The sequence below is a fragment of the Mesotoga sp. H07.pep.5.3 genome (genome assembly GCF_002752615.1).
GTDB classification, from domain to species: Bacteria; Thermotogota; Thermotogae; order Petrotogales; family Kosmotogaceae; genus Mesotoga; species Mesotoga prima.
In genome coordinates this window covers 605,593-628,019 of record NZ_AYTV01000012.1, presented here as the reverse complement: position 1 = coordinate 628,019, position 22,427 = coordinate 605,593, and the positions used below count along the sequence as shown (strand labels likewise).

Here is a 22,427-nt window from a genome sequence, read left to right as displayed (position 1 = left end):
TATGGGAAAAGAAGCACTGCTTGCGCTTGTCAATAACGCAGCTTTACTTATTACTTTTGTGGTTTTGTACACCGTCTTCTATGTTAAATCAACAACAAGTAGACAAATACCAAGGCAAATCATCTCTGGCTTCCTTCTTGGAATGGTTACAGTTGGCGTCATGCTCAACTCTTGGCAGCTCTCTCCCGGAGTAGTTTTCGATACTAGATCGGTTGCACTCGGTCTAATAGGTCTCTTTTTCGGATTTATTCCCTCCATGATTTCGGCCTCGATGGCCGTTGGCTTGAGGATATTGATGGGCGGCGAGGGAACGATTCCAGGAATAAGCACAATACTCAGTTCGGTTTCTGTGGGTCTCATCTGGCAACATCATAAACGAAGAGATTCCTGTGATCGCTCACTACTAGAGCTGTATCTATTTGGAATCGTAGTGCATGTATTTATGCTTCTGTGCATGCTTCTTCTTCCTTCTCAAAGTAGAGAAACTTTTTTTGAGATAGCAGCGTTGCCCGTGATGATAGTTTATCCGGCGGCAACAATGATAGTAGGCTGGGCAATGACGGGCCAAATAGCGCGCAAGCGGGGGGAAGCAGCAGAAAGCGAACTTGCTTCCACGAGCGAAAGGCTCGCGGTGATTGTGAAGAATTCTCCGGTAGCTATTATAAGTCTTGATCTCGACTATAAGGTTACATCATGGAATGAGGCGGCCGAAGAGATATTTGGATGGAAATGCTCAGAGGTCCTCGGCAAACCTCTGCCTTACATTCTAGAAACCCAAAAGGAAGATTACGAGAGAATGAACGTCGAAACTCTGAAAGGCCTTCCCGTTAGAGGCGAGCGCTTTGCGCAGAGGACGAAGGATGGAAGAGAAATCATCATAAAGGTTTACAACGCCCCAATTCGTGATGAAAACGGAAATCTTGAAGGAATCTTCGGAATACTTGAGGATGTGACAGAACAACACAAGGCAGAACTTGCTCTCAAAGAAAGTGAACTTCGCTTCAGAAAGTTATATATGAACATGAACATTGGAGTGGCCATATACAGAGTAATCAATGAAGGTGACGATGTCGTATTCTTGGATATGAATCCATCTGGCTGCAGAATTACTGGAGTAAATCGAGAGGAGATACTTGGTAGAAGTGTCAAGGCAATCTTCCCATCAGTTGTAGAGCTAGGTCTTTACCAGAGGCTTATCGAGGTATGGAAGACCAGCCGACCAATGCACCATCCAGTGAGGCGCTACAAAGATGAAAGAATAGACTTCTGGGCCGATAATTATATCTATCCCGATAGATCAAATGAAGTCGTAGCGATATTTGAAGATGTAACTCAAAGAGAACTAATGCTCGAGGAACTAGAAAGGAGAGTCAAAAATAGAACAGAAGAGCTCGAAGCGGCTAATAAAGAGCTGGAATCTTTCGCCTACTCGGTTTCACATGACTTGAGAGCTCCTCTAAGGGCTATTAACGGCTTTTCAAAGATCATTTCAGATCGTTATATGTCCTCCCTTCCCGAAGAGGGACAAAGGTATCTCGGATTTATATCGAAAGCAGGAGGAGATATGTCCGATCTCATAGACGGCCTTCTAGAATACTCCCGAATCGGTAGATCATCGATTCACCTGAACGAACTACCTTTGAAGAGTATCGTTGACGACTGCATTGCTACGTTGAACCGGAGAATTGAAGAGGAAGGGGCAGAGGTAAGCATAATTACGGATTTGCCAACGGTCTATGCAGACGAATCTCTTCTAAAAAGAGCAGTAACTAATCTCCTTCAGAATGCGTTGACTTATCACAATGTCGGGTCGCGCCCCATAGTAAAAATATCCTCCAAACATCACAAAGGTTGGGTCTTTCTAACGATAGAAGACAATGGGATCGGAATAGAAGACAGGTATCACGAAAGAATTTTCAATGTGTTTCAGAGACTACACACTGATGAGGAGTTTCCAGGCACTGGTATTGGACTCTCGATTGTAAAGAAATCGGTTTTGCTAATGGGAGGAGACGTGTCTCTGGAATCTATACCCGGGGAAGGCTCGAAATTCACTTTGAAGATTAAGGGGGTTTAGCCATGAAAAATGCGATCATACTTCTGGTTGAAGATAAGATGATGGACATTGAGTTGACTCTTGATTCCTTCAGGCAGGTGGGGCTCACGAATCACGTCGAAATCGCAAAGACTGGGGAAAGAGCGCTCGATTATGTATTCGGTAACGGACCCTTCAGTGATAGAGAGGCTTTTCCACTGCCTGATCTTGTTCTGCTAGATCTCAAACTACCCGGCATTTCCGGGCATGAGGTTCTTCAAGAGATGAAGAAAAGCGAACTAACGAAAAGAATACCGGTTGTCGTTCTTACTTCTTCCCGAGAAGAAGGAGACAGAGCTATCTGTTATGACAGTGGAGTAAACTCCTTCCTAGTCAAGCCAGTTAATTTCAAGGAATTCCTCGTTGTAGCCAGGGCCATTGGTGATTACTGGCTCACGATCAACGTTGGTCCTCCGGTGGAATGCGAGAATCCTCTTGATTCGGTCATCTGAACTTGTTTCAGCATCTCTTTTCGATAATATCAACCGAGTAAGATCCTTTCCGAGGAGTTAGGTTCGCTAATGGAATGGCAAAAAATGGAAGCCAGATGCTTATGCTTACCACAGCCATTACCAGAGATAGTCGTCTACGGAAAATGCGCCGAAAAATGGCATCGCTCTTGTCAGGACAACCGAGAACCATTATTCCCTTTTCGAGCGCAACTAACAGAGTTTCGTTAAAGCGTGCACATAGCAGCTGATAACTTCTCACTATTGGTAGATGTAATAAGATTCAGCTTCCGGCCTTCAGTATATTCGAGTTGCTCTCTTCTGTTAGAAGTGTCCTGAAAATGTTAGAATTGTCATGAATATCTGGAGGTGGCTTTTGTGACAAAGAACCCGCTAAATCTGAGGCTCTCGGAAATCATTTCTCTCGGAGACACTTACAAGTTCTACAGAGAGAGAATTGACAAATACAACAATGAACTCAATGCATTCCTTCAGGTAAGAACCTTTTCAGAAGAAAGACAGGGCTTTCCCTACGCCATAAAGGATAATATTCTTGCGGTAGGGACAAGGACGACTTGTGCGAGCAGAATACTCGAAAACTACGATTCACCATACGACGCAACAGTAACTCAGAAATTGAATTCCAAAGGTGGACAGCTTTTAGGCAAGACGAACATGGATGAGTTCGCAATGGGTTCATCAACCGAGAACTCAGCGTTTGGACCGTCGAGAAATCCCTGGGATCTGAATCGTATACCGGGTGGTAGTAGTGGAGGAAGTGCCGCAGCAGTTGCGGCAGGTCTCGCACCTTTTGCGCTTGGAAGCGATACGGGCGGTTCAGTCCGGCAACCGGCCTCCATGTGTGGAATCGTCGGCTTTAAACCTACTTACGGACTTGTATCGAGATATGGCCTGGTTGCATTTGCCTCTTCCCTTGATCAGATAGGCCCAATGACAAGATGTTCGCAAGACGCCGCAGACGTGATGTCGATGATCTCTGGACATGATTCTCGTGACTCAAATACAATAAGACACGCTCTGTCCTTCGATACTTCGCTTGGAGGAAATTTGAAGGGCCTGAAGTTCGCTGTCCCTTCGGAAATGCTTAGCTATCCCGGTCTAGATGAAGAGGTGAAGGAAAAATTTCTTTCCATAACAAGAGATATAGAGAGATCGGGTGCCGATGTTGAAGTAATATCCGTACCTTCTGTCGAATACGCCGTTGCCACATATTATCTGATTGCTCCTGCAGAGGCCAGTTCAAACCTCTCACGCTATGATGGAATAAGGTTTGGGCCGAGGCAGCAGTCGGAGGATTATGAAGGTCTGACAAGCAAGAGCAGAGATAGGGGTTTTGGGAAGGAAGTTAAGAGAAGAATCCTGCTTGGTACATTCACCTTGAGTGCGACTTATTATGATGCTTACTATAGAAAGGCTTTGAAGACTAGAAGAGTAATGGCCGGTGAACTTAGCAAAGTGCTAGATGAGTATGATTTCATCTTGAATCCTTCTTCTCCTGTAGTCGCTCCTAGGATAGGCGAAATAACCGACCCACTGGCGTATTACTTGATGGACATCTATACGATTCCAGCAAATGTCGCTGGATTGCCTTCGATCTCAGTTCCTGCAGGTCTTGTTAATGGAATGCCAGTAGGTGTTTTGATAACGGGCAAGAGATTCAGTGATGTCTCCATACTTGATGCCGCCAAAGGAATTGAGGATTTGTCTCCCTCTTTTAGTAATGGATTGGCGATCATAGCAGAAAGGTGGACAGAGTAATGCTCAGAACTGTTATCGGACTGGAGATTCATGCTCAACTGAAAACAGAAACGAAGGCCTTTTGCAGCTGTAGAGCCGATGTTTTCGATCTCGAACCTAACACTGCAATTTGCCCAGTGTGCACAGGGCAGCCAGGTACTCTACCGGTGCTTAACAAGAAAGTAGTAGAATTCGCAGTTTTGGCGGGAATCGCTATGAACTGCACTATAAACAAACGTTCTGTCTTTGATAGAAAGAATTACTTCTATCCTGACCTACCAAAAGGTTACCAGATAACACAGTATTTCTTTCCGATTGCAGAACACGGTTATCTCTATCTGGAGAACGAGGAAGAGAAAAGAAAAGTGAGGATTCGCAGGATACACATTGAAGAAGATGCTGGCAAAATGGTGCATCAGGGAACGGATTCTATAACCGGATCATCGGGAAGCTTCGTGGATCTCAATAGATGCGGTGTTCCTTTGATAGAAATCGTAACCGAGCCCGACCTCCGTAGTCCCGCCGAAGCCAGAATCTTTATGGAGCTTCTTAGAGACACTCTGAGGGCGCTGGAGGTATGCTCTGGAGATATGGAGAAGGGAGCATTACGCTGTGATGCTAATATCTCGATGGTAGATGAAACGGGACGAAGCTCTAACAGAGTAGAGGTAAAGAATATCAATTCATTCAAGTTTGTTGAGAAGGCGCTTGAATTCGAGCAGGAGAGAATCTCAAAGGCGCTCGCTTCTGGGGAAGATGTTGCAAAAGAAACAAGATCCTGGAGCTTTTCGTCCAAAGAGACTTTTTCAATGAGATCGAAGGAGGAAGAAAACGATTATCGCTACTTCCCTGAACCGGATCTTCCAGTTCTGGTAGTCAGTGATGAAGTCATCGAAAGGATCAAGGGGAGTCTTCCCGAGCTACCATGGGAGAAGATCGACAGATTTGTTGAGCAATACTCGCTCCCGAGGTACGACGCAAGTGTACTCTCTTCAGACGGGGACATCGCTTCATACTTCGAAGAAGTCGCTCAGGTCACTGGAAAGCCGAAAGAGAGTTCGAACTGGATAATGGGAGAGGTAATGCGACTCATGAATGACAAGGGACTTACCATCGAAGAGGTTAAGGTAAGTCCGGAGCATTTCAAAGAGCTTTTCGATTTAATGGATAAAGGAAAGATCTCCAACAAGATCGCCAAAGATATCTTCCCGACAGTTGTTGAAGAAAAGAAGTCGCCCAAAGAGATAGTAAAAGAGAAGGGGCTTGAACAAATAGACGATGTTGAGGTAATCGAAGATGCCCTTCAAAAGGCCATGGCTAACAACCCCGCTGCCGTGAAGCAGTTTAGAGAGGGGAAGGAAGGTGTTCTTGGTTACTTCGTAGGAGCTGTAATGAAGGCAACGAGAGGTAAGGCAAATCCATCAAAAGTCAATGAAATCGCAAGGAGGGTGCTCAAAGGTTGAAGAGAGTTTTATGTTTGTCACTTGTATTGCTTTCTGGGATTCTTCTTCTTTCCGAAACCCAGTTAAAGCTCAACAACGCAGGATGGAGTGTTTCAGCAGATATCAGGGCTTACGAGGACATCTATTTGACTCTAGCATTGGCTACGGGAATTCCCTACGTTGGTGTCACGTATGTTGACAGTTGGGAGGAGTACTCTACCGGATTTTTGAAGTTGAAAATCCAGGACGGCGTTTTCAGAGGATCGTTGTTGGCCAGTCACGAAGGTTTATTTATGGGAGTCAGGTATGTGTCTAACACTAATCAGATTCCTATCTTCTCTCACACAGCTCTTGAACTGGAACTTTCGACGGTTAGTAAGATGAAGTATCTTGTAAGAAACTGGGTTCGACTCCCTTTAGGTCAGCTTAACGGAGGATTAAGTGTCTTTCTTCACGGAGAGGATTCTTTTTCATTCAACGATGTTGGTCTATACCTTTATGCAAAAGAATATGAGCGAAGTCTTAGAATTAGAAACATGGAAAGCAATGTTGTCGCAACTGTTGACCTTAAAACAAACGACTCGCTAGGCGAGGTTGGATATGGTATAGGTATAGGAATGAACTACTTGTCCTTCGATCCCGGACTGGCCTTCGCAGGCAGCTTTATTGTTCCCGCAGGCGATTTGAGGCTTATGCTTTCTCCTACCGTAATGGTGAGCATGCGTGGAATTGACGCTCAAATACTTATCTCGAAACTCGGGAGTGATGATTCAATCTTTGCTGGAATCTCGGTAACAAACTTCAATCTCAACGGGATCTTCATGAGGCTTATTTTCTGATGGGTATGGGACTCTATATCCATATTCCTTTTTGCGCGAGGAGATGCTCATACTGCGACTTTTGCACGGTTGAGTATGATGGTAATCTCGTACGACAATACCACGACTTGCTGAAGAAGGAAGTAGAAATGTATCCAGCTTCAGAGAGGGTTGAGACTCTTTACTTTGGAGGAGGTTCGCCTTCCTTATATCCTGTTGAGCTTCTTAGGGATTTGATGTCGTTCATTTCCTGCTCATTTGATGCCGCGCCAGTGGAGGTTACAATAGAAGCCAACCCTTGGGAACTCAATCTAAAAAACCTTAAGCAGTGGAGGGATATTGGATTCAACAGGCTCTCGATCGGTATACAATCATCGGAAAGGGAGATCCTCGAACGATGCGATAGACCGGTCCCTAAGAATCTCAGAGACAGACTGATGGCCAGCAGAGATACCTTTGAAAACCTTAATCTCGATTTCATTCTAGGGTTGCCTGGAGAAAACGAAAGCAACGTTGCCGGAAACCTTGAAATGATTAGCGCCATAAATCCGGATCATGTATCGTACTATGTTTTTGATTCTGACCACGAAACTAAATTGATGCGGCTTGTCCATGATGATATCATTGATTTACCGAGACAAGAAATAGTAGAAGGCCTTCACGATATTATTCTTGATTCTTTAAGCAAAATGGGGTTCAGTAGATATGAGATCTCATCATGGGAGAGAGGACGTCGTGAGTGTCTTCATAATCTCAAGTATTGGCGAAACGAGCAATATATGGGCTTTGGCGTTTCAGCCGGTAGTCACTTCGATAGAAAGAGGTACGTGAATACTTCCGATCTCCTTGAGTATCGATATCTTGTTAATCTTCGAAGGAGACCGGTTTTTGAATTGAGGGAGAACTCAGTTATTCAAGAGGTTTTTGAAACGCTTTTTATGGGACTAAGACTGATGGAAGGCGTTGATTTATCAAAGCTGGAACTTCCTGATGAGTTGAATAATACTTTGGTCTCCGAGCTTAGAGCTCATCTTGGTGACTACCTTTCGCCAGATAACAGTCGAATAAGATTGAACAATAATGGAATGGACTTTTCTAGAAGCGTTCTGGAGAAGCTTATCGATATCAAGGAGGAGATGGTGATTGCTTTCTCCACATGAAATACTTGAGTTGGCAATGAAAATCGAAGAAGTCGGGGTAAGCTTTTACAGGGAACTTGCAGAAAACGTTGAGGATGAAAGTAAGCGTTCACTCTTTAGATATCTTTCGAAGCAAGAAGAAGGACATGCAGAAACATTCAAGTTTCTGCTAAGGAAATTTGAAGAGGATTCCCTCGAACTCATAAACTGGGATGATTCAGGGGCATACGTTGAAGACCTGGCAAATGGTAGTGTTTTCTCCAGAAGTCTTCATGATTCTATGAGCAGTTCCGATTATCAGAAGATAATTTCTCTTGCAATTGAAGCTGAGAAGAAAAGCATAGCATTCTACGAAAGCATTCAAAAAAACGCAAGATTTACCACAGCAGATGCCCTTAAGAGGATTATCAAAGAAGAGAATAACCATATTGAACTTCTGAAGGGAATGATATGATGTCTGCAGAAGATCTGTCGGATTTTCTTAAGGGTTTCTCCACACACAAACCGGAAAGTAAAACGGAGAGCTGGGATTCATATTTCATGAGACTTGCCTACCAGGTTCGGGAAAGGTCCAGCTGCCACCACAGGAAGGTCGGAGCTTTGATTGTTAGAGAGAACAGGATACTATCTACGGGTTATAACCAGCCACCTTCGGGATTTCCACACTGCGATGAAACCGAGTGCATTCGAGACGCTCTTGGAATACCTTCCGGTCAAAACCAGGAAATTTGCTATGCGGCCCATGCCGAGCAAAACGCGATTGCACAAGCAGCGAAATTTGGAATAGCGACCAATGGATCAACTATTTATGTAACTCATCGTCCGTGTTCGGTTTGCGCTAGACTTATCATAAATGCTGGAATAAAGAGGGTCGTTTTTTCTGAGGGATATCCTGACCCATTGACCGAGTTCATGTTTGAAAAAACAAATGTCACGATGACACAATTTACGAAATGAATGGGAGGAAATCATGGCTATCGCAAGGCTAACTAAGTATTTGAGGCAGGATAGAATGCCTCACGTTTGGTGTCCCGGTTGTGGGAACGGTGTCATTATGAAAGCATTCATAGATGCTGTCGACAAAAATGCCCTCGATCCAGACAGAGTCTCTGTTGTCTCGGGAATTGGTTGTTCTTCAAGGGTAACGGGCTATCTTAACTTCAATACTATGCATACTCTTCACGGTAGAGCAATTGCGTTCGCAACGGGAGTAAAGCTTGCTAGACCTGAGTTTAAAGTTGTTGTGATGGGTGGGGACGGAGATATTCTCGCAATTGGCGGAAATCACTTCATTCATGCTTGCAGACGGAATATGGATATAACGGTGATAATATTCAACAACAATATATATGGAATGACCGGAGGGCAGTACTCTCCAACCACACCTCATGAGAAAATCGCATCGACTTCTCCGTACGGCAATGTAGAGAACTCATTTGACATTGTCAATCTGGCACTTGCCTCGGGAGCGACATACGTCGCAAGATCAACCGTCTTTCACTATGCACAGATGGTTCAACTCATCCAGAAAGCCCTCGATCACAAAGGTATGGCAGTAATAGAAATAATGACCAACTGTCACACATACTACGGTAGATATAACGCCATGTCACAACCTGAAGACATGCTTGCCTATTTCAAGAAGAACACAGTACAAATTAACAAGGCTAGGACAATGTCTCCTGAGGAATTGGCCGATAAAATCGTGGCCGGTGAATTCGTAAACAAGAATGCTGATACATACAGCGATAGCTACAGAAAAAAGATCGAGGAATTGATGAAGGCAGAAAGAGGTGACAATGGATGAAACAAGCGTTCACACAACCTCATTCAGTAAGGATTTCGGGTATTGGAGGCCAAGGCAACGTATTGATGGGAATAATTCTTGCCGAAGCCCTTATTATTCAAGGAAATTGGGTAGTTCAAACCCAATCCTACGGGGCTCAGGTGAGGGGCGGACTCTCGTATTGTGATGTGCTTTTTAACAGTGAACCAATCGACTATCCCAAAGCTCATTCCTTCGAACTAATTTACTCGATGCATCAGACGGCTGTAAACGCTCATGTCCCTCTCTTACATGTGAACGGAGTACTGATAGTCGACTCCACCCTGGTCAGTTCTATTCCAAAAGAAGGAGTAAGAATGACCAGAAAGATTATTCAGAAACCAGTCACCGAGCTTACTGAAAAAAAATTTGGCAGCACTCTTCCAGCAAACATGGTCGGATTGGGCCTAATAGCCAGAGCGGGAAGTTTCGTGACTACTCAGTCCCTTAAAGAGGCCATGACGAAACATATTAAAGCGAAATATGTTGAAATGAATGCCCAGGCGATTGATTTCGGTTACTCACTAATAGAGAAGTCTTACAGTATTAGAAGAGAAAGAATCGATTCTGTCGGCCGGGGATTCGAATGAGAAAGTTTGTTAGAAGCCTTGGGAACGCTACTAACGGTATAAAACATCTTCTAAGAGAGAGGAACTTCAGGATCCAGCTTGTGATTGGGGCCGTTATTCTCTCTCTTGGTGCGCTGATCCAAGTAGATAAGAATGATTATTATTGGCTGCTTTTCTGTACGTTTATGGTATTACTACTGGAAGGAATTAACACTCTAATAGAGAAGCTTGCAGACATTTTGCGACCGTACTATGACGAAAGAGTACGAGTATTGAAGGACACAGCGGCTTCCGTGGTACTCTTAGGAAGTGCGGTCTCAGTACTGATAGGTTTATCCATTATTTTACAAACGATTTTTGGTTCGCATTTTGCCGTTGGACTGCTTTTTGGTATAATCATTTTGGTTGTCTTCTTTTCTTTAGGGCTTTTTGGAGGTGGCAGGGAATGAACCGTCGGGTCATTCTGTTATTCTTATTTATGTCTTCGCTGTTGATGACTCGCAGTTTCGCGTATTTTCTTGTTACATACGTGGTTAGAGCGGGAGATTCGATTCATACTATTTCGAGAGACTTGGACGTTAGCATCTCAACTATTATTGATTTCAACAGTCTTAAAAATCCCAACAGTATAAAGGCCGGGGATACGCTTCGAATACCCCAGCCGGATGGTTTGATCTATGAAGTTCAGTCGGGCGACACCTTTGACTATATCGCCAAACTTTTCTTTTCTCCCGTTGATGAACTAATTGCAGCCAACAATCTTAGGCCTGATTCCGTTATCAATCCGGGACAAAGAATCTTCATTCCTATGTCGTTGGTCAATCTATACCAATATATTCCCCAAAGCTCGCCTTTCAGGTGGCCAATATACGGAGTCATTTCATCAGACTACGGCTGGAGAACCCACCCTGTTACCGGGCAACCTTCTTTCCATTCAGGACTTGATATCGCCGCACCAGAAGGGACGCCGATATTTGCGGGTTCTGGAGGTACGGTTGTTTTTGCTGGTGTAAATGGCGGCTACGGAAACATGGTTGAGATTCAACATGATAACGGTTACTTGACACGTTACGGTCATATGAGCAAAATCAGCGTTTATGTTGGTCAGAGGGTTGATGCGGGATCACTGATCGGTCGGGTAGGAAGCACTGGGGTCTCTACGGGGCCTCACGTTCACTTCGAAGTAAGAGATCCAAGAGCCAACACAATGAATCCATTATCAATGCTTCCCACACGTGATCTGATGTACGTAATTAGAAGAGAGGACGATGGAACTGCCGCCGGTGGTAAATGACAAAGATACTTGTTAGTGCTTGCCTGATTGGTGTGAACTGCACATACCGTGGAGATAATAACCTATCCTTAAAGCTTTTAGAGCTTGTTGACAGGTTTGTTTTTTTGCCAGTATGCCCGGAACAGCTTGGAGGACTTCCGACACCTCGTCCAAGAGCGGAAGTCACAACCTCTGCTGATTGGAGGGCAGCGAAGTTGGTGTTAGATCAGTTTGGAAATGATGTCACTCAAAACTATTTACGGGGGGCGGAAGAGGTGCTAAAAATAGCCAAACTATCTGGAGTTAACATAGCTATACTGAAATCAAGAAGCCCCTCTTGTGGATGCAGGGGCATTTATGACGGAACCTTTAGTGGAGTAATGGTTGACGGTATGGGAATCACTGCGGAACTTCTTCTAAAGAACGGTATCGAAGTCTACTCTGAAGATGAGACTAACTTCTTATACTAGAATCGAAAAGCTCCGTTAGAATTAGCCGCTCTTCATCTTCTTCAAGCGTAAATCCTGGACTCTTTACCAGCACGACCCATTTCCCTTTCTGCCAGATGAGAGTTTGATCCCGTCCCCCAAATCTGACGATTTTTGCGTAATAGTAGTCTGGTTTTTTTATCCTTCCGAGATCCCTGGTTAGCACAGACGCTTCCACGAGGAACAACGTGTCCCAAACGCTTCTTGCAGAATCAACTGAAAATGTCTTCCAAATATACACATTGATATTTCTGGAATTCAGCTCAAACTGAAGGCAGACAACCGAATTATCCTCAGGTGGGTAAAATACGCGTATGCTCTCCCCGTCTTCTCGGTCCACAGAGACTCCGTTTGCGAGACCCTGGTCAGGCGGAAACGGCGCTTCTCCAAGAAGAGAGAAAACATCGTCATTGAAGGTCAAATCGGAAAGGTTCACTTCTTCAGAAGGAACTACAACTTCTATCTTGTATCCAAAGGCATAATACGATACAAAGGCAATAAGCAATACCACAAAGAAGACTGTAAACAGGGCTCTGTTTCTCGAGGAATATTTCTTACCGTTCTTGCCCGAATTCAAAATTCCCATCTGCAGTCAAACCAGCTCTAGAATCTTCGCAATTCTTGTGGGATCAAGTCTATAAGGTGAACCTTTGCCCTGAAAAAATCCATGTTCTCGTATTAAGTGAATGGAGATCGGTGAATAATCGATCTCTTCCTTCAGAGCGATATTTCTCACATTGACGTTTACCTTTTTTGAAAGATGACCATGGCGAAATGGACATGGAATGTAACCTCTGCTTTCCTCCACAATCACTACAAAACGATCGTCGACCTTCACGGGGGAGCCGAATCCTCTTTCACCCTCCTTCATCAGCATTTCCAGCTTGTCTGCGATAATCTCGTTTGTAAGGCCAAGTTCTTTGACGGTTATCTGGTCTTCACTGATTATATCAACAAGATTCCTGTCATCATCACCCAAAAAACCAGGACCGGTGATATTTCCCGCTCTCATATTTTCTTGAATTCTGTCGAAATCCGGAGTTTGTTTCATTTTCTCACCTCCACCCTATCCGAATTTGTCGTAGAATATTTTTTCTTCGAGTACTTTGTGTCTAGTCAAGACACGTATGCAGGCATTTATCATTCCCGGACTGCCACAGAGATACGCTTCTCTGTCAATCTCGTCTCCTTGCTCGGAGAGATACCTGTCCACAACATCTGTTATCAATCCAGTTTCCCCTTCCCAATTATCTTCTGGCAGTGGATCAGACAGTGCTGGAATGAAATGAAAACTGGGCATCTTTCTTTCAACCTCTTTCATCTCCTCAAGGTAGAACAGATCTCTCTTGCTTCTTGCTCCAAAGAAATAATAGGCATTTCTTTTCACTTCTCTTTCCATCATGTCATAAATTATTGATTTGATGGGAGCCATTCCAGAGCCACCCGCAATGAATATTATATCTGAATCGGTGTCTCTCAAGTAAAAATCACCAAAAGGCCCAAGAATCCTAATTCTGTCTCCAACTTTTAGCATTTTGTGAACGTAAGTTGTGACAATCCCGTTCGGGACAAGTCTTATCAGCAATTCAACACCGCTCTTAACCGAGGGTTGCGAGGACATCGAATATGCCCTCATTGTCTCACCCTTGATATCTCCATAAGCTGGAACTATTAGCTGCACATACTGACCTGCCTTGAATTCGATCTCATCTTCCAAATCAAAGAAGACTTCCTTGATGTCGTGTGTCACATCCGTTATCGATGAAACACTAGCGATGTATTCCCTTATATTGAACAATTCTTCAGGGATCTCGATTGATATATCACTCTTAACCTTAATCTGACACGAAAGCCTAATGTTGTTTTTCTTCTCTTTCTCGGAAAGATATGGTAGTTCTGTCGGGAGAATGGGCCCGACGTCTGTCAAAACCTTTACCCTGCAAAGTCCGCAGCTGCCTTTTCCTCCGCATGCAGAGGGAATGAAGATCTTCTCACTTGCAAGCGTAGACAGAAGCGTCGCTCCGCCTTTCACTTTCAAGTCTTTCGAATCATTTACTCTTATACTAACTTCTCCATAGTTGTTCACAAGGGCATCCGCAATAGTGAGAATTGCAGCAAGCAGCGCCGAAATTCCTCCGATCAAAAGAGCTGATATGACTATTTGCAATCAAAACACCACCTTATTGAACGGGCAACATGCCCGAAAAACCCATAAAGGCAAGTGCCATGATTCCGATAATTATCATTGTAATGCCTGGGCCAACCAATTGAGGAGGTAGATCATTCTCTCTCATTCTCATGCGCATTGCAGACAGTGCGACTATCGCAAGCCACCAGCCAGCACCAGAACCGAACCCAAAGAACAGAGACTGGATGAGGCTGTACTCTCTGATTATCATGAAGAGAACTCCACCGAGAATTGCGCAATTGACTGTGATGAGGGGCAAGAAGATTCCCAAGTTGATGTAGAGAGCCGGAGAGAATCTTTCAATGATCATTTCCAGGAACTGCACAAAAGCAGCGATTACAACAATGAACACTATGTACCTAAGATAATCGAGATTCAGAGGAACTAATATGTAATAGTAGACTATGTAGTTGAGAACAGAAGTAAGCGTAAGAACGAATGTCACTGCCATACCAAGCCCATTGGCAGTTTTTATGTCTTTAGAAACCGATATGAAAGAGCACATCCCCAGGAAATTGCTCAGCACCATATTACTTGTCAATGCCGCCGCTATCATTATTACAAATGGATTAAGTGGAACTCCCATCTAAACCCCCCCTTACTTCTTCTTGACGATCGGCGTTCTCGCGATCCAGATTATCGCACCTAAAATAAAGAAGGCGCTGGGAGCCATTATCATTATCACCCAAGGAGTGAAACTTTCCGGCATAACTCTCACTCCAAAAATCGTGCCAAAACCCAGAAGCTCTCTTATAAAGGCTACGGCAAGAAGAATCAGCGAGTAGCCAATTCCCGCGGAGACGCCGTCGAGAAAGGAAAGAATCGGACCGTGAGACTGGGCAAAGGCTTCTGCTCGTCCCATAATGATACAGTTCGTTATTATCAACCCAACATAAGGACCAAGAGCCTTGCTGATAGAGGGTAGATATGCTTTGAGGACAATATCGAGAATTATCACGTAAGTTGCAATAATAAGAACCTGAATCATCATCCGCACGTTTCTTGGAATCAGTTTTCTGAGAGCGGAGATGGTCAGTGAAGAGAAAGCGGTAACGAAGATTAGACCTACTCCCATAATCAGAGTGTTTGTCAGGTTGTTTGTGACTGCTAGAGCAGAACAGATCCCCAGAATCTGCACTATTACCGGATTATTCTTCCAGATGTTTGCAAGAAAGACCGTCTTCTTGGAATCAGCCATTTTATTTCACCACCTCGCGAACGACGGGTAATACAGAATTAATCGCCTTGTTCAAGAGGATCTGTATTGATTCAGATGTTCTGGTGGCTCCCGTAATTGCGTCAACTCGAGCATCTTCTTTAGAGACAGTATCCTGTCCCGTAACCACAGCCACTCTTGCAGAGGGATCTGAAGAGATCTGCTCTCCTCTGAACTGCTCCTTGAACCGACTTTCGTCAATTCTACCTCCAAGACCGGGCGTCTCCGAGTGGCTGACGAAATCTATTCCGGTAATCCTCGTTCCCTCCTCATTGAATGCAATAAGTGCCGTAATTGTCCCCCACAAACCCGGACTCTGTACTGTAAAGGCTAACTCCTTTGAGCCATCTTTGTTGACAATGTAAACTGTCTGATCCCCGGTGATCTCTTCAATCCTGTTGCCATAAAGCCCTAGAATTTCCTCATCTGAGACTGAGTCGATGTCTTCTGCGAGATTAAACACGTAAACGAGAGATCTTTGGAACTCGAGTTGTTCATTCTTCTCGATCGTGCCGGAAGCCAAAGCGTTAATGCCAGCAAGACATAAAACGAAGATCGTCGTGAGAACAAAGGTAAATACTACTGAGTACAATCTGCCACTCATGCCCTCACCTTCTTCGGGGTGTTAAGGTAATCTAGAAGAGACGCAAATGTGTTTGCAATGAGAACAGCAAACATGAGACCCGCACCGAAAAGAGAGAAAGACCCTATTATCACCGCTAGTGAACCGATCATAGCTCCATATATCCATTTCGACTTTTCTTTCTTCGGAGCGCTTACAGGGTCGGTGGCCATGAATACTGCCCCAAACAATATACTACCTCCAATAATCCAGTGAAACGGGCTCATTTTAGAAGGGTCGAATATATAGACAATCCCTGACATGACAAATGCTGACACAAGCGTCGAGACAATTATCTTCCACGAAGCAACTTTGGTGATAATAAGGTACACAGCTGCAGCTGCTATCAACCACTTTGCTGTTTCACCTGATGAGCCGGAGATATTGCCAAATATCATTCTCCACGCACTTACACTTCCTCCACTTCTGATGACATTCGCTGGAGTAGCCATGGTAATGATATCGGAGCTGATCCAGCGAACGAATCCCTGTCCCCAGCTTTGAACCGCCGGCGTCCAGCTCTGTTGAACGGCTGCGGGAAAGCTAATATAGACAAAGGCCCTTCCTACCAAGGCCGGATTGTAGAGATTCTTCGCGAAACCCCCGAAGGCCATTTTCGCAAAGATTATCGCAAATGAAGAGGCAACAATTACAATCCAGAAGGGCACTGCCGGTGGAAGAATCAGGCCAATCAGAAAGCCGGTGACTATTGAGGCCTCGCTGACGGGTTTTCCCTTTTTCTTTTCGAATAACCATTCGACAAAAACCGAGATGAGAATGGACAGAAACACCTTGGAAAACACTACCCAGCCGAAATTACCGACAGCGAAGATCAGAATTGGAAGGAGAGCGTAGATTACCTTTCTCATCATTGGTTGTTTCAAGAAAAACTTCTTCGCCATCTCTGGCACCTCCAAAGCTTGACTATAATTATGGTCATGCTGTATAATGGTCCCGAGGTGGTTCCTTTGTCAAGATTACATGAGCTCTCTTTTTTTTCTCTGGCCGAAGCAAAAACACACTTTTCAAAGGTCGTTGACGATTGTGAGAAGGCCGATATAATTATAACAAAAAACGGTCTTCCCAAGGCTGTAGTGATGGACTATCGTAAGTACGTGCTCTTCAACAGGTTTCTTGAGAGGGTTTATGATCTCTATTTAATGGACGCTGGCGATGAAGCGATGGATGTTGAAATAAAGGATCTTATTGTTCAAGTCGATGATGATTGACGGAGGTGTAAGATGGCAGAAGTTATCCTCGAGAAGGTAGGTAAGACTTATCCAAATGGAGTCAAAGCTGTTTTGGATGCAAATCTGGAAGTAAAAGACAAAGAGTTCCTTGTTTTACTGGGCCCTTCCGGCTGTGGAAAGACAACGACATTGAGAATGATAGCCGGATTGGAAGAAATCACCGAGGGAACAATAAAAATCGGTGGTAAAGTCGTTAACGATGTCGAACCTAAGGATAGAGACATCGCTATGGTTTTCCAGAATTATGCTCTTTACCCACACATGTCTGTTTATGAGAATATGGCATTCGGATTGAAACTTAGGAAGACACCCAAGCCCGAGATTGAGGAAAGAGTCAGGGAAGCTGCCAGAATCCTTGGAATAGAGCAGCTACTTGATCGAAAGCCAAAGCAGCTTTCCGGTGGTCAGAGACAGAGGGTTGCCGTTGGAAGAGCGATAGTTAGAAAGCCAAAAGTCTTCCTCTTTGACGAACCTCTATCCAACCTGGATGCGAAGCTGAGGGTGCAGATGAGGGCGGAACTGAAGAGGCTCCACCAGAATCTACAGGCAACGATCATCTACGTCACTCACGACCAGGTTGAAGCAATGACAATGGCAGACAAGATTGTCATAATGAAAGATGGCATTATTCAGCAGATAGGTGATCCTTATTCGGTCTACTTTGAACCAAGAAATAAGTTTGTCGCGGGGTTTATAGGAACTCCAGCAATGAACTTCATAAGCGCAAAGCTTGTATCCGAAAACGGTAGTGTTTGGGTCGTCAAAGAAGACATGAAACTTCTGGTCCCTGAAGACAAGGTTGACAAAGTTAAAGGTTTGGTCGGTAAGGACATCACATTCGGCATAAGACCGGAGGATATATACGACAAGATGTACGCCGTCGCGCCAAAGGATGAGTATACAGTCAAGGGCAGTGTAGACGTTGTTGAACCTCTAGGTAGCGAAACGCTTATCCATGCTAACATTCACGGAGATGACATTGTGGCGAAAGTAGATCCAAAGAGCAGAGCGGCTGCCGGTGACAAGATGGATCTTGTTTTCGATATGTCGATGATGCATTTGTTCGATCCTGAGACTGAAGAGAACGTCCTCGCAGGGACACATCAGGACGCAGCTCCAGAGAATCTTTGATTGCTGCTGTTGACAGCAAAAAAAGGTGGCTAAAGCCACCTTTTTTCATTTTTTGACTGTATTATCCTCTCGTCTCGACGTATGTTTTCACTTTTGAGGTCAATCTAGCCTTTTTACGGGAAGCCGTATTCTTGTGTATCGTCCCGGACTTAGCCGCCTTATCGAGAGTAGAATATACTTCACTGAGCATGGACGAAACGAGCTTTGGATCTTCACCCTCTTCTATAGCTTTATACAGCTTCTTTGAAGCATTCCTAAATTTCGTTCTGACAGCCTTGTTCATCATTGTTTTCTTGGCGGTCTGTCTTACTCTCTTCTTTGCTGATGCATTGTTAGGCACTTATCACTTCTCCTCCTTTCGAGATTTACCTGTTTATTGTATCATCAATCCAGTGCTTTCTTCAATTGGTCTACCGCATCGGTTTCTTCCCAGGGAAGATCAACGTCAATCCTGCCGAAATGACCAAATGCGGCTATCTGTCTGTAGATTGGTCTTCTGAGATTCAAACGGTCTATAATGGCGGCGGGCCTGAAGTCAAAAACCTTTAGAACGGCCTTTCTTAATTTCTCGAGATCCACCTTCTCCGTATTGTGAGCATCTATCATGAACGACACGGGTTTTGCAACTCCAATTGCATAAGCCAACTGAAGTGTTACTCGTTCCGCCAATCCGGCGGCTACGATGTTCTTCGCGGTGTATCTGGCCATGTAATGGGCCGACCTATCGACTTTCGTCGGATCCTTACCGCTAAAGGCGCCTCCGCCATGAGGTATCCAGCCTCCATAGGTATCGACAATAATCTTTCTCCCGGTCAAACCAGTATCGGCCGAAGGTCCACCCTTGACAAAACGCCCGGTTGGATTCACGAAGATTTCGACGCCCTCAAGCAATTGATCATGCTCGATTACCGGAGCTACCACATTGTCAACGACAAGTCTTTCGATTTCGTGACTGGTCAGATCGGGATCATGTTGTGTTGAAACTACAATAGCAGTCACACCAACCGGTTTTCCGTCTTGATACTTAACGGTAACTTGGGTCTTTCCATCAGGCCTGAAGCCTTGGACGGTTCCATCCCTTCTAACCTGACTGAGTCTTCTGGCAAGTCTATGGGCGAGAACGATAGGCAAAGGCATCATTTCCGGCGTCTCGTTCGTTGCGTAACCAAACATCATACCCTGATCACCGGCTCCAATAAGTGCGTATCTATCTACATCATTCTTCTTTGCCTCATAGGACCTGTCAACTCCAAGAGCTATATCCGGTGACTGCTCGTCTATACTTGTGAGAACTGCACAGGTTTCCCCATCGAAACCAAACTTAGCCCTGTTGTATCCAATATCGAGAATTGTGTCTCTGACAACTCTCGGAATATCGACATAGGCTTTTGTACTTACCTCTCCAGCAACTACTGCAACCCCTGTAGCAAGAAGAGTCTCAACTGCGACCCTCGAGTTCTCATCCTGAGTTAACATTGCATCCAAAATTGCATCGGAAATCTGATCGGCCATCTTATCGGGATGGCCTTCCGTAACACTTTCACTGGTGAACAACCAAGTCTTCATAACTGCCTCCTACAAAATGAATCTATTCTTCATATTCTTCTTTGGAAATGAATCTACCGCCAACAATTTCGAAAGACAAAGGTTTGAAAGCTCTATTGAATTCAGCAGTGATCTGAATCCTGTTCTGACAATTGCTGCCAATGAACTCTTTGTCGAGCCTGTAAGCACCCTTACCCTTTCCATAGTTTACACTGACATCGTAATACTTTCTAAGATGGCTTCTGAATTTCTCTCCGCACTTGTTGCACTGAAAGTGCACAACCACAGTGTTCCCGTTGTCGTAAAAGGGATTCCTGCCAATATCGCGCGGCTTCTTCTTGAAAAACATCTGAATTACCTCCTCATTTCAATTCTGAAGTCTTTCGAAGCCTCGTTCCCCCAGTGATCTCGAACTACCACTCTCGCATCTCTAGGATTTGTCCAGTCGATGTCATCCCAGATGTTTATTGGCAGGACACTGAGCGAAATCCTCGAGTTTAAGTTGAACCAATAATCCGATTCCGTTGATGGTGATGAATATATTTCGCGAACCTTATCGACTTCGTCCAATTCAAATGATACGAAATCTATCTGGTAGATCAAACTGTTCTCTACGTACAGCTCAATAGTCTTGGGACTTATCGGATGCCTCAGCTGCACCTTTGCGTGAAGATCCAGTGGAGTGTTCGGAGTCATTTCTATCGTTGGTTTACCTTCCGAAAATGAGTACGTTTTTCCGCCCGCTCTTATGTCAAGTATTTCAATTGCTGGAGTTGGAGAACCTGTATCGAAAAAGAATCCCGGATTGATTATCGTCTGCATTGTTGAATCCCTAACCTCCAGATGAAGATGAGGAGGAACATTACCGCTGTTTCCTGACTTTGCGACAACATCGCTCTTTCTGAAAAGAAGCTCTCTAGGGTCAAAGGTTACTTCGACATACTGATCTCCAAACTCAGAAATTAGCTGGTGATAAAGATCATTTAGTTTTCTTCCCGTTAACGTAGAAGTGTCCCCGACTTCATTAACGTGCGCAAAGATCACATTGATACCTTCCTCATTAGTAAGAATATTCGTGACTTCAGGAAGCGTAAGGGCTATCCCAATGCCATATATAGGATGGTTTATATAGATCTGGTGCACATACGAATCGTCTGGAGAACGAAGATCAAGTCCCACAATACTTCCAGTTGAGTAATCCATTCCCATGTGGAAATGCTCGGGATAGTTGATATTTTTGGAATTCCCCCTAAACTCGCCAAAATAGCCCGTTATCTCCGGTGCCCTCTTCAAAGGAAAAAGAAGTGTCGCCGAAAACAACATTCCAGTAGTCAGAATTACCAGTATGACCGATAATAACCTCTTCATTTTCTTCCCTCCTCACATATAGAAGAAATGAGCCGTTCATTTATCTCATCGGAGGACAAATATTCGATCTCGATGAGCTCTCTGTCAAAGCTCTCAGAAAGCACTTCCACGGAGTTTCTAAATCTCATGAAATTCGAAAACTCGGCAGGAGTCAATCTCAACGTTCTTCTGGACTTCTCACCAAAGAGTTTCCTTGTGATTTCATTAAGTATGCCCTCAATGTTGTAGCTTCTCAGTGCACTTACCATTACTGAATCTGGAAAGAATCCTTCCAGTTCGGCCAGTCTTTCATTCGTACAGAGATCAATCTTGTTCAGAACGTGAATTCTTCTGATCTCTCCCGCACCTATTTCACGTAGAGTACGGTCTACTACGGAGTACTTGTCTTTGATTGCCATGTCAGATGCATCGGAAACTACCACGAGGATATCGGAGTACTTCACTTCGTCCAACGTGGATTTGAAGCTCTCCATCAACTCGTGTGGCAATTCTCTTATGAATCCAACGGTGTCGGAAACCAGTAAGTGCATTCCAGCCGGCAACTTCGCTTTCCTGACTCGGGTATCGAGCGTTGCGAAAAGCTTATCCTCTATGATTAGATCCTCGCTGCTAATCTCGGAGACTAACGATGATTTCCCAACATTTGTATAGCCAACAAAAGAAACAAGAGGTACCGAAGATGACTGTCTCTTCTTGCGTGATATTTCTCTCCGTTTCGCGAGTTCTTCGATCTCTTTTCTGAGGCGAGAGATTCTGTCCTGAGCCTGCCGTCTATCTATCTCAAGTTTCTTCTCCCCAGGCCCTCTTGTACCTATACCTGCTCCGGTTTGTGAAAGCATCCTGCCAAATCCCTTCAGTCTCGGAAGTTGATACTTAAGGCTGGCGAGCTCTACTTCGAGTTTTCCCTCTTTGGTTGTTGCATGTTCAGCGAAGATTTCAAGAATCAGCTGCGTTCTGTCTATGACATGTATCCCCAGCAGTCTTTCAAGATTCATCGCCTGAGACGGCGATAACTCATGTCGCGTTATCGCAAGAGATACACCAAAGGCTTCAATCATTCTCTTCGCAAAGCCAACCTTTCCTTTTCCAAGGTAGTGTCTTGGATCGGGATAATCAAGATTCTGAACGACGCTTTCCGTTACATAATAACCGGCAGTTCGGGCCAGCTCTTGAAGCTCGCCCAGTATTTCTGTTTTCATATCCTGTTCTTCAGACGAAAAAACAGCGACAAGTAAAGTGTCTATACTCTCT

At 44.4% G+C, this 22,427-nt stretch carries 27 protein-coding genes; 15 read left to right on the top strand and 12 right to left on the bottom strand.

Features of this window, described 5'->3' with window-relative positions; translation table 11 throughout:
* Position 1 precedes the first annotated feature (1 nt).
* The 13 genes from V513_RS06755 (at position 2) to V513_RS06695 (ending at position 11,838) form a co-directional block, all read left to right on the top strand.
* Positions 2 to 2,077 (top strand): PAS domain S-box protein, encoded by a 2,076-nt coding sequence (locus tag V513_RS06755; RefSeq protein WP_099772110.1) that lies wholly within the window; start codon positions 2 to 4, stop codon positions 2,075 to 2,077.
* A gap of 2 nt (positions 2,078 to 2,079) precedes the next feature.
* On the top strand, positions 2,080 to 2,547 hold the full coding sequence (locus V513_RS06750) for a response regulator (protein ID WP_099772109.1): 468 nt from the start codon (positions 2,080 to 2,082) through the stop codon (positions 2,545 to 2,547).
* Positions 2,548 to 2,922: 375 nt separating this feature from the next.
* Positions 2,923 to 4,323: an Asp-tRNA(Asn)/Glu-tRNA(Gln) amidotransferase subunit GatA gene (gene gatA / locus V513_RS06745; protein ID WP_099772108.1), complete on the top strand. Its 1,401-nt coding sequence runs from the start codon at positions 2,923 to 2,925 to the stop codon at positions 4,321 to 4,323.
* Positions 4,323 to 5,765: an Asp-tRNA(Asn)/Glu-tRNA(Gln) amidotransferase subunit GatB gene (gatB, locus tag V513_RS06740; RefSeq protein ID WP_099772107.1), complete on the top strand. Its 1,443-nt coding sequence runs from the start codon at positions 4,323 to 4,325 to the stop codon at positions 5,763 to 5,765. The genes gatA and gatB overlap by 1 nt, the downstream gene beginning before the upstream one ends.
* Positions 5,762 to 6,583, top strand: coding sequence for a hypothetical protein (locus V513_RS06735; RefSeq protein WP_014730599.1), 822 nt, complete (start codon positions 5,762 to 5,764; stop codon positions 6,581 to 6,583). The genes gatB and V513_RS06735 overlap by 4 nt, the downstream gene beginning before the upstream one ends.
* The gene (gene hemW, locus V513_RS06730) at positions 6,583 to 7,722 is read left to right on the top strand and encodes a radical SAM family heme chaperone HemW (protein WP_099772106.1); all 1,140 of its coding nucleotides are present in this window, start codon (positions 6,583 to 6,585) and stop codon (positions 7,720 to 7,722) included. The genes V513_RS06735 and hemW overlap by 1 nt, the downstream gene beginning before the upstream one ends.
* Positions 7,706 to 8,155 (top strand): ferritin-like domain-containing protein, encoded by a 450-nt coding sequence (locus tag V513_RS06725; protein ID WP_099772105.1) that lies wholly within the window; start codon positions 7,706 to 7,708, stop codon positions 8,153 to 8,155. Before hemW ends, V513_RS06725 begins: the two co-directional genes overlap by 17 nt.
* Positions 8,155 to 8,658, top strand: a complete 504-nt coding sequence (locus V513_RS06720) for a deoxycytidylate deaminase (protein WP_041928414.1) — start codon at positions 8,155 to 8,157, stop codon at positions 8,656 to 8,658. Before V513_RS06725 ends, V513_RS06720 begins: the two co-directional genes overlap by 1 nt.
* Positions 8,659 to 8,671: 13 nt before the next feature.
* Positions 8,672 to 9,508 carry a 2-oxoacid:ferredoxin oxidoreductase subunit beta gene (locus V513_RS06715; RefSeq protein WP_014730595.1) on the top strand — a complete coding sequence of 279 codons (837 nt, stop codon included), beginning with the start codon at positions 8,672 to 8,674 and terminating at the stop codon, positions 9,506 to 9,508.
* The gene (locus V513_RS06710) at positions 9,505 to 10,116 is read left to right on the top strand and encodes a 2-oxoacid:acceptor oxidoreductase family protein (protein WP_014730594.1); all 612 of its coding nucleotides are present in this window, start codon (positions 9,505 to 9,507) and stop codon (positions 10,114 to 10,116) included. The genes V513_RS06715 and V513_RS06710 overlap by 4 nt, the downstream gene beginning before the upstream one ends.
* Positions 10,113 to 10,544, top strand: coding sequence for a diacylglycerol kinase family protein (locus V513_RS06705; protein ID WP_014730593.1), 432 nt, complete (start codon positions 10,113 to 10,115; stop codon positions 10,542 to 10,544). Before V513_RS06710 ends, V513_RS06705 begins: the two co-directional genes overlap by 4 nt.
* Complete coding sequence (locus tag V513_RS06700; RefSeq protein ID WP_099772104.1) at positions 10,541 to 11,389, top strand: M23 family metallopeptidase; 849 nt, start codon at positions 10,541 to 10,543, stop codon at positions 11,387 to 11,389. The genes V513_RS06705 and V513_RS06700 overlap by 4 nt, the downstream gene beginning before the upstream one ends.
* Positions 11,386 to 11,838 carry a DUF523 domain-containing protein gene (locus tag V513_RS06695; protein ID WP_014730591.1) on the top strand — a complete coding sequence of 151 codons (453 nt, stop codon included), beginning with the start codon at positions 11,386 to 11,388 and terminating at the stop codon, positions 11,836 to 11,838. The genes V513_RS06700 and V513_RS06695 overlap by 4 nt, the downstream gene beginning before the upstream one ends.
* Here the strand turns inward: V513_RS06695 and V513_RS06690 are convergent.
* From V513_RS06690 to V513_RS06660, 7 genes are read right to left on the bottom strand one after another with little or no spacing between them, the layout of a single operon-like run.
* Positions 11,822 to 12,442 carry a hypothetical protein gene (locus V513_RS06690; RefSeq protein ID WP_014730590.1) on the bottom strand — a complete coding sequence of 207 codons (621 nt, stop codon included), beginning with the start codon at positions 12,440 to 12,442 and terminating at the stop codon, positions 11,822 to 11,824. The genes V513_RS06695 and V513_RS06690 overlap by 17 nt on opposite strands.
* 6 nt (positions 12,443 to 12,448) lie before the next feature.
* Positions 12,449 to 12,907 carry a hypothetical protein gene (locus V513_RS06685; protein ID WP_014730589.1) on the bottom strand — a complete coding sequence of 153 codons (459 nt, stop codon included), beginning with the start codon at positions 12,905 to 12,907 and terminating at the stop codon, positions 12,449 to 12,451.
* Positions 12,908 to 12,922: 15 nt separating this feature from the next.
* Positions 12,923 to 14,023 carry an NADH:ubiquinone reductase (Na(+)-transporting) subunit F gene (locus V513_RS06680; protein WP_099772103.1) on the bottom strand — a complete coding sequence of 367 codons (1,101 nt, stop codon included), beginning with the start codon at positions 14,021 to 14,023 and terminating at the stop codon, positions 12,923 to 12,925.
* A gap of 13 nt (positions 14,024 to 14,036) precedes the next feature.
* Positions 14,037 to 14,630 carry an electron transport complex protein RnfA gene (locus V513_RS06675; RefSeq protein WP_099772102.1) on the bottom strand — a complete coding sequence of 198 codons (594 nt, stop codon included), beginning with the start codon at positions 14,628 to 14,630 and terminating at the stop codon, positions 14,037 to 14,039.
* A gap of 12 nt (positions 14,631 to 14,642) precedes the next feature.
* Complete coding sequence (locus V513_RS06670) at positions 14,643 to 15,242, bottom strand: NADH:ubiquinone reductase (Na(+)-transporting) subunit D (RefSeq protein WP_006492535.1); 600 nt, start codon at positions 15,240 to 15,242, stop codon at positions 14,643 to 14,645.
* Position 15,243: 1 nt separating this feature from the next.
* Entirely contained in the window at positions 15,244 to 15,864 is a 621-nt protein-coding gene (locus tag V513_RS06665) for an FMN-binding protein (protein ID WP_014730586.1), read from the bottom strand.
* A complete protein-coding gene (locus tag V513_RS06660) occupies positions 15,861 to 16,784 on the bottom strand; it encodes an RnfABCDGE type electron transport complex subunit D (RefSeq protein WP_099772101.1) in 924 nt (307 codons plus the stop codon). The genes V513_RS06665 and V513_RS06660 overlap by 4 nt, the downstream gene beginning before the upstream one ends.
* A gap of 66 nt (positions 16,785 to 16,850) precedes the next feature.
* Between V513_RS06660 and V513_RS06655 the strand changes: the two genes are divergently transcribed.
* Both V513_RS06655 and V513_RS06650 read left to right on the top strand, forming a co-directional pair.
* Positions 16,851 to 17,111 (top strand): type II toxin-antitoxin system Phd/YefM family antitoxin, encoded by a 261-nt coding sequence (locus V513_RS06655; protein ID WP_006492531.1) that lies wholly within the window; start codon positions 16,851 to 16,853, stop codon positions 17,109 to 17,111.
* A gap of 12 nt (positions 17,112 to 17,123) precedes the next feature.
* Complete coding sequence (locus V513_RS06650; RefSeq protein WP_099772100.1) at positions 17,124 to 18,263, top strand: ABC transporter ATP-binding protein; 1,140 nt, start codon at positions 17,124 to 17,126, stop codon at positions 18,261 to 18,263.
* A gap of 61 nt (positions 18,264 to 18,324) precedes the next feature.
* On the opposite strand, the gene rpsT is transcribed toward V513_RS06650, so the two are convergent.
* From rpsT to hflX, 5 genes are read right to left on the bottom strand one after another with little or no spacing between them, the layout of a single operon-like run.
* Positions 18,325 to 18,603, bottom strand: coding sequence for a 30S ribosomal protein S20 (gene rpsT / locus V513_RS06645; RefSeq protein WP_006492528.1), 279 nt, complete (start codon positions 18,601 to 18,603; stop codon positions 18,325 to 18,327).
* Between the two features lie 44 nt (positions 18,604 to 18,647).
* Positions 18,648 to 19,829, bottom strand: coding sequence for a methionine adenosyltransferase (gene metK, locus V513_RS06640; protein ID WP_099772099.1), 1,182 nt, complete (start codon positions 19,827 to 19,829; stop codon positions 18,648 to 18,650).
* A 22-nt stretch (positions 19,830 to 19,851) separates the two neighbouring features.
* Complete coding sequence (locus V513_RS06635) at positions 19,852 to 20,157, bottom strand: hypothetical protein (protein WP_006492526.1); 306 nt, start codon at positions 20,155 to 20,157, stop codon at positions 19,852 to 19,854.
* A gap of 5 nt (positions 20,158 to 20,162) precedes the next feature.
* Positions 20,163 to 21,176, bottom strand: coding sequence for a hypothetical protein (locus tag V513_RS06630; protein WP_014730582.1), 1,014 nt, complete (start codon positions 21,174 to 21,176; stop codon positions 20,163 to 20,165).
* Positions 21,173 to 22,420, bottom strand: a complete 1,248-nt coding sequence (gene hflX / locus V513_RS06625; protein ID WP_257212004.1) for a GTPase HflX — start codon at positions 22,418 to 22,420, stop codon at positions 21,173 to 21,175. Before hflX ends, V513_RS06630 begins: the two co-directional genes overlap by 4 nt.
* Positions 22,421 to 22,427 lie beyond the last annotated feature (7 nt).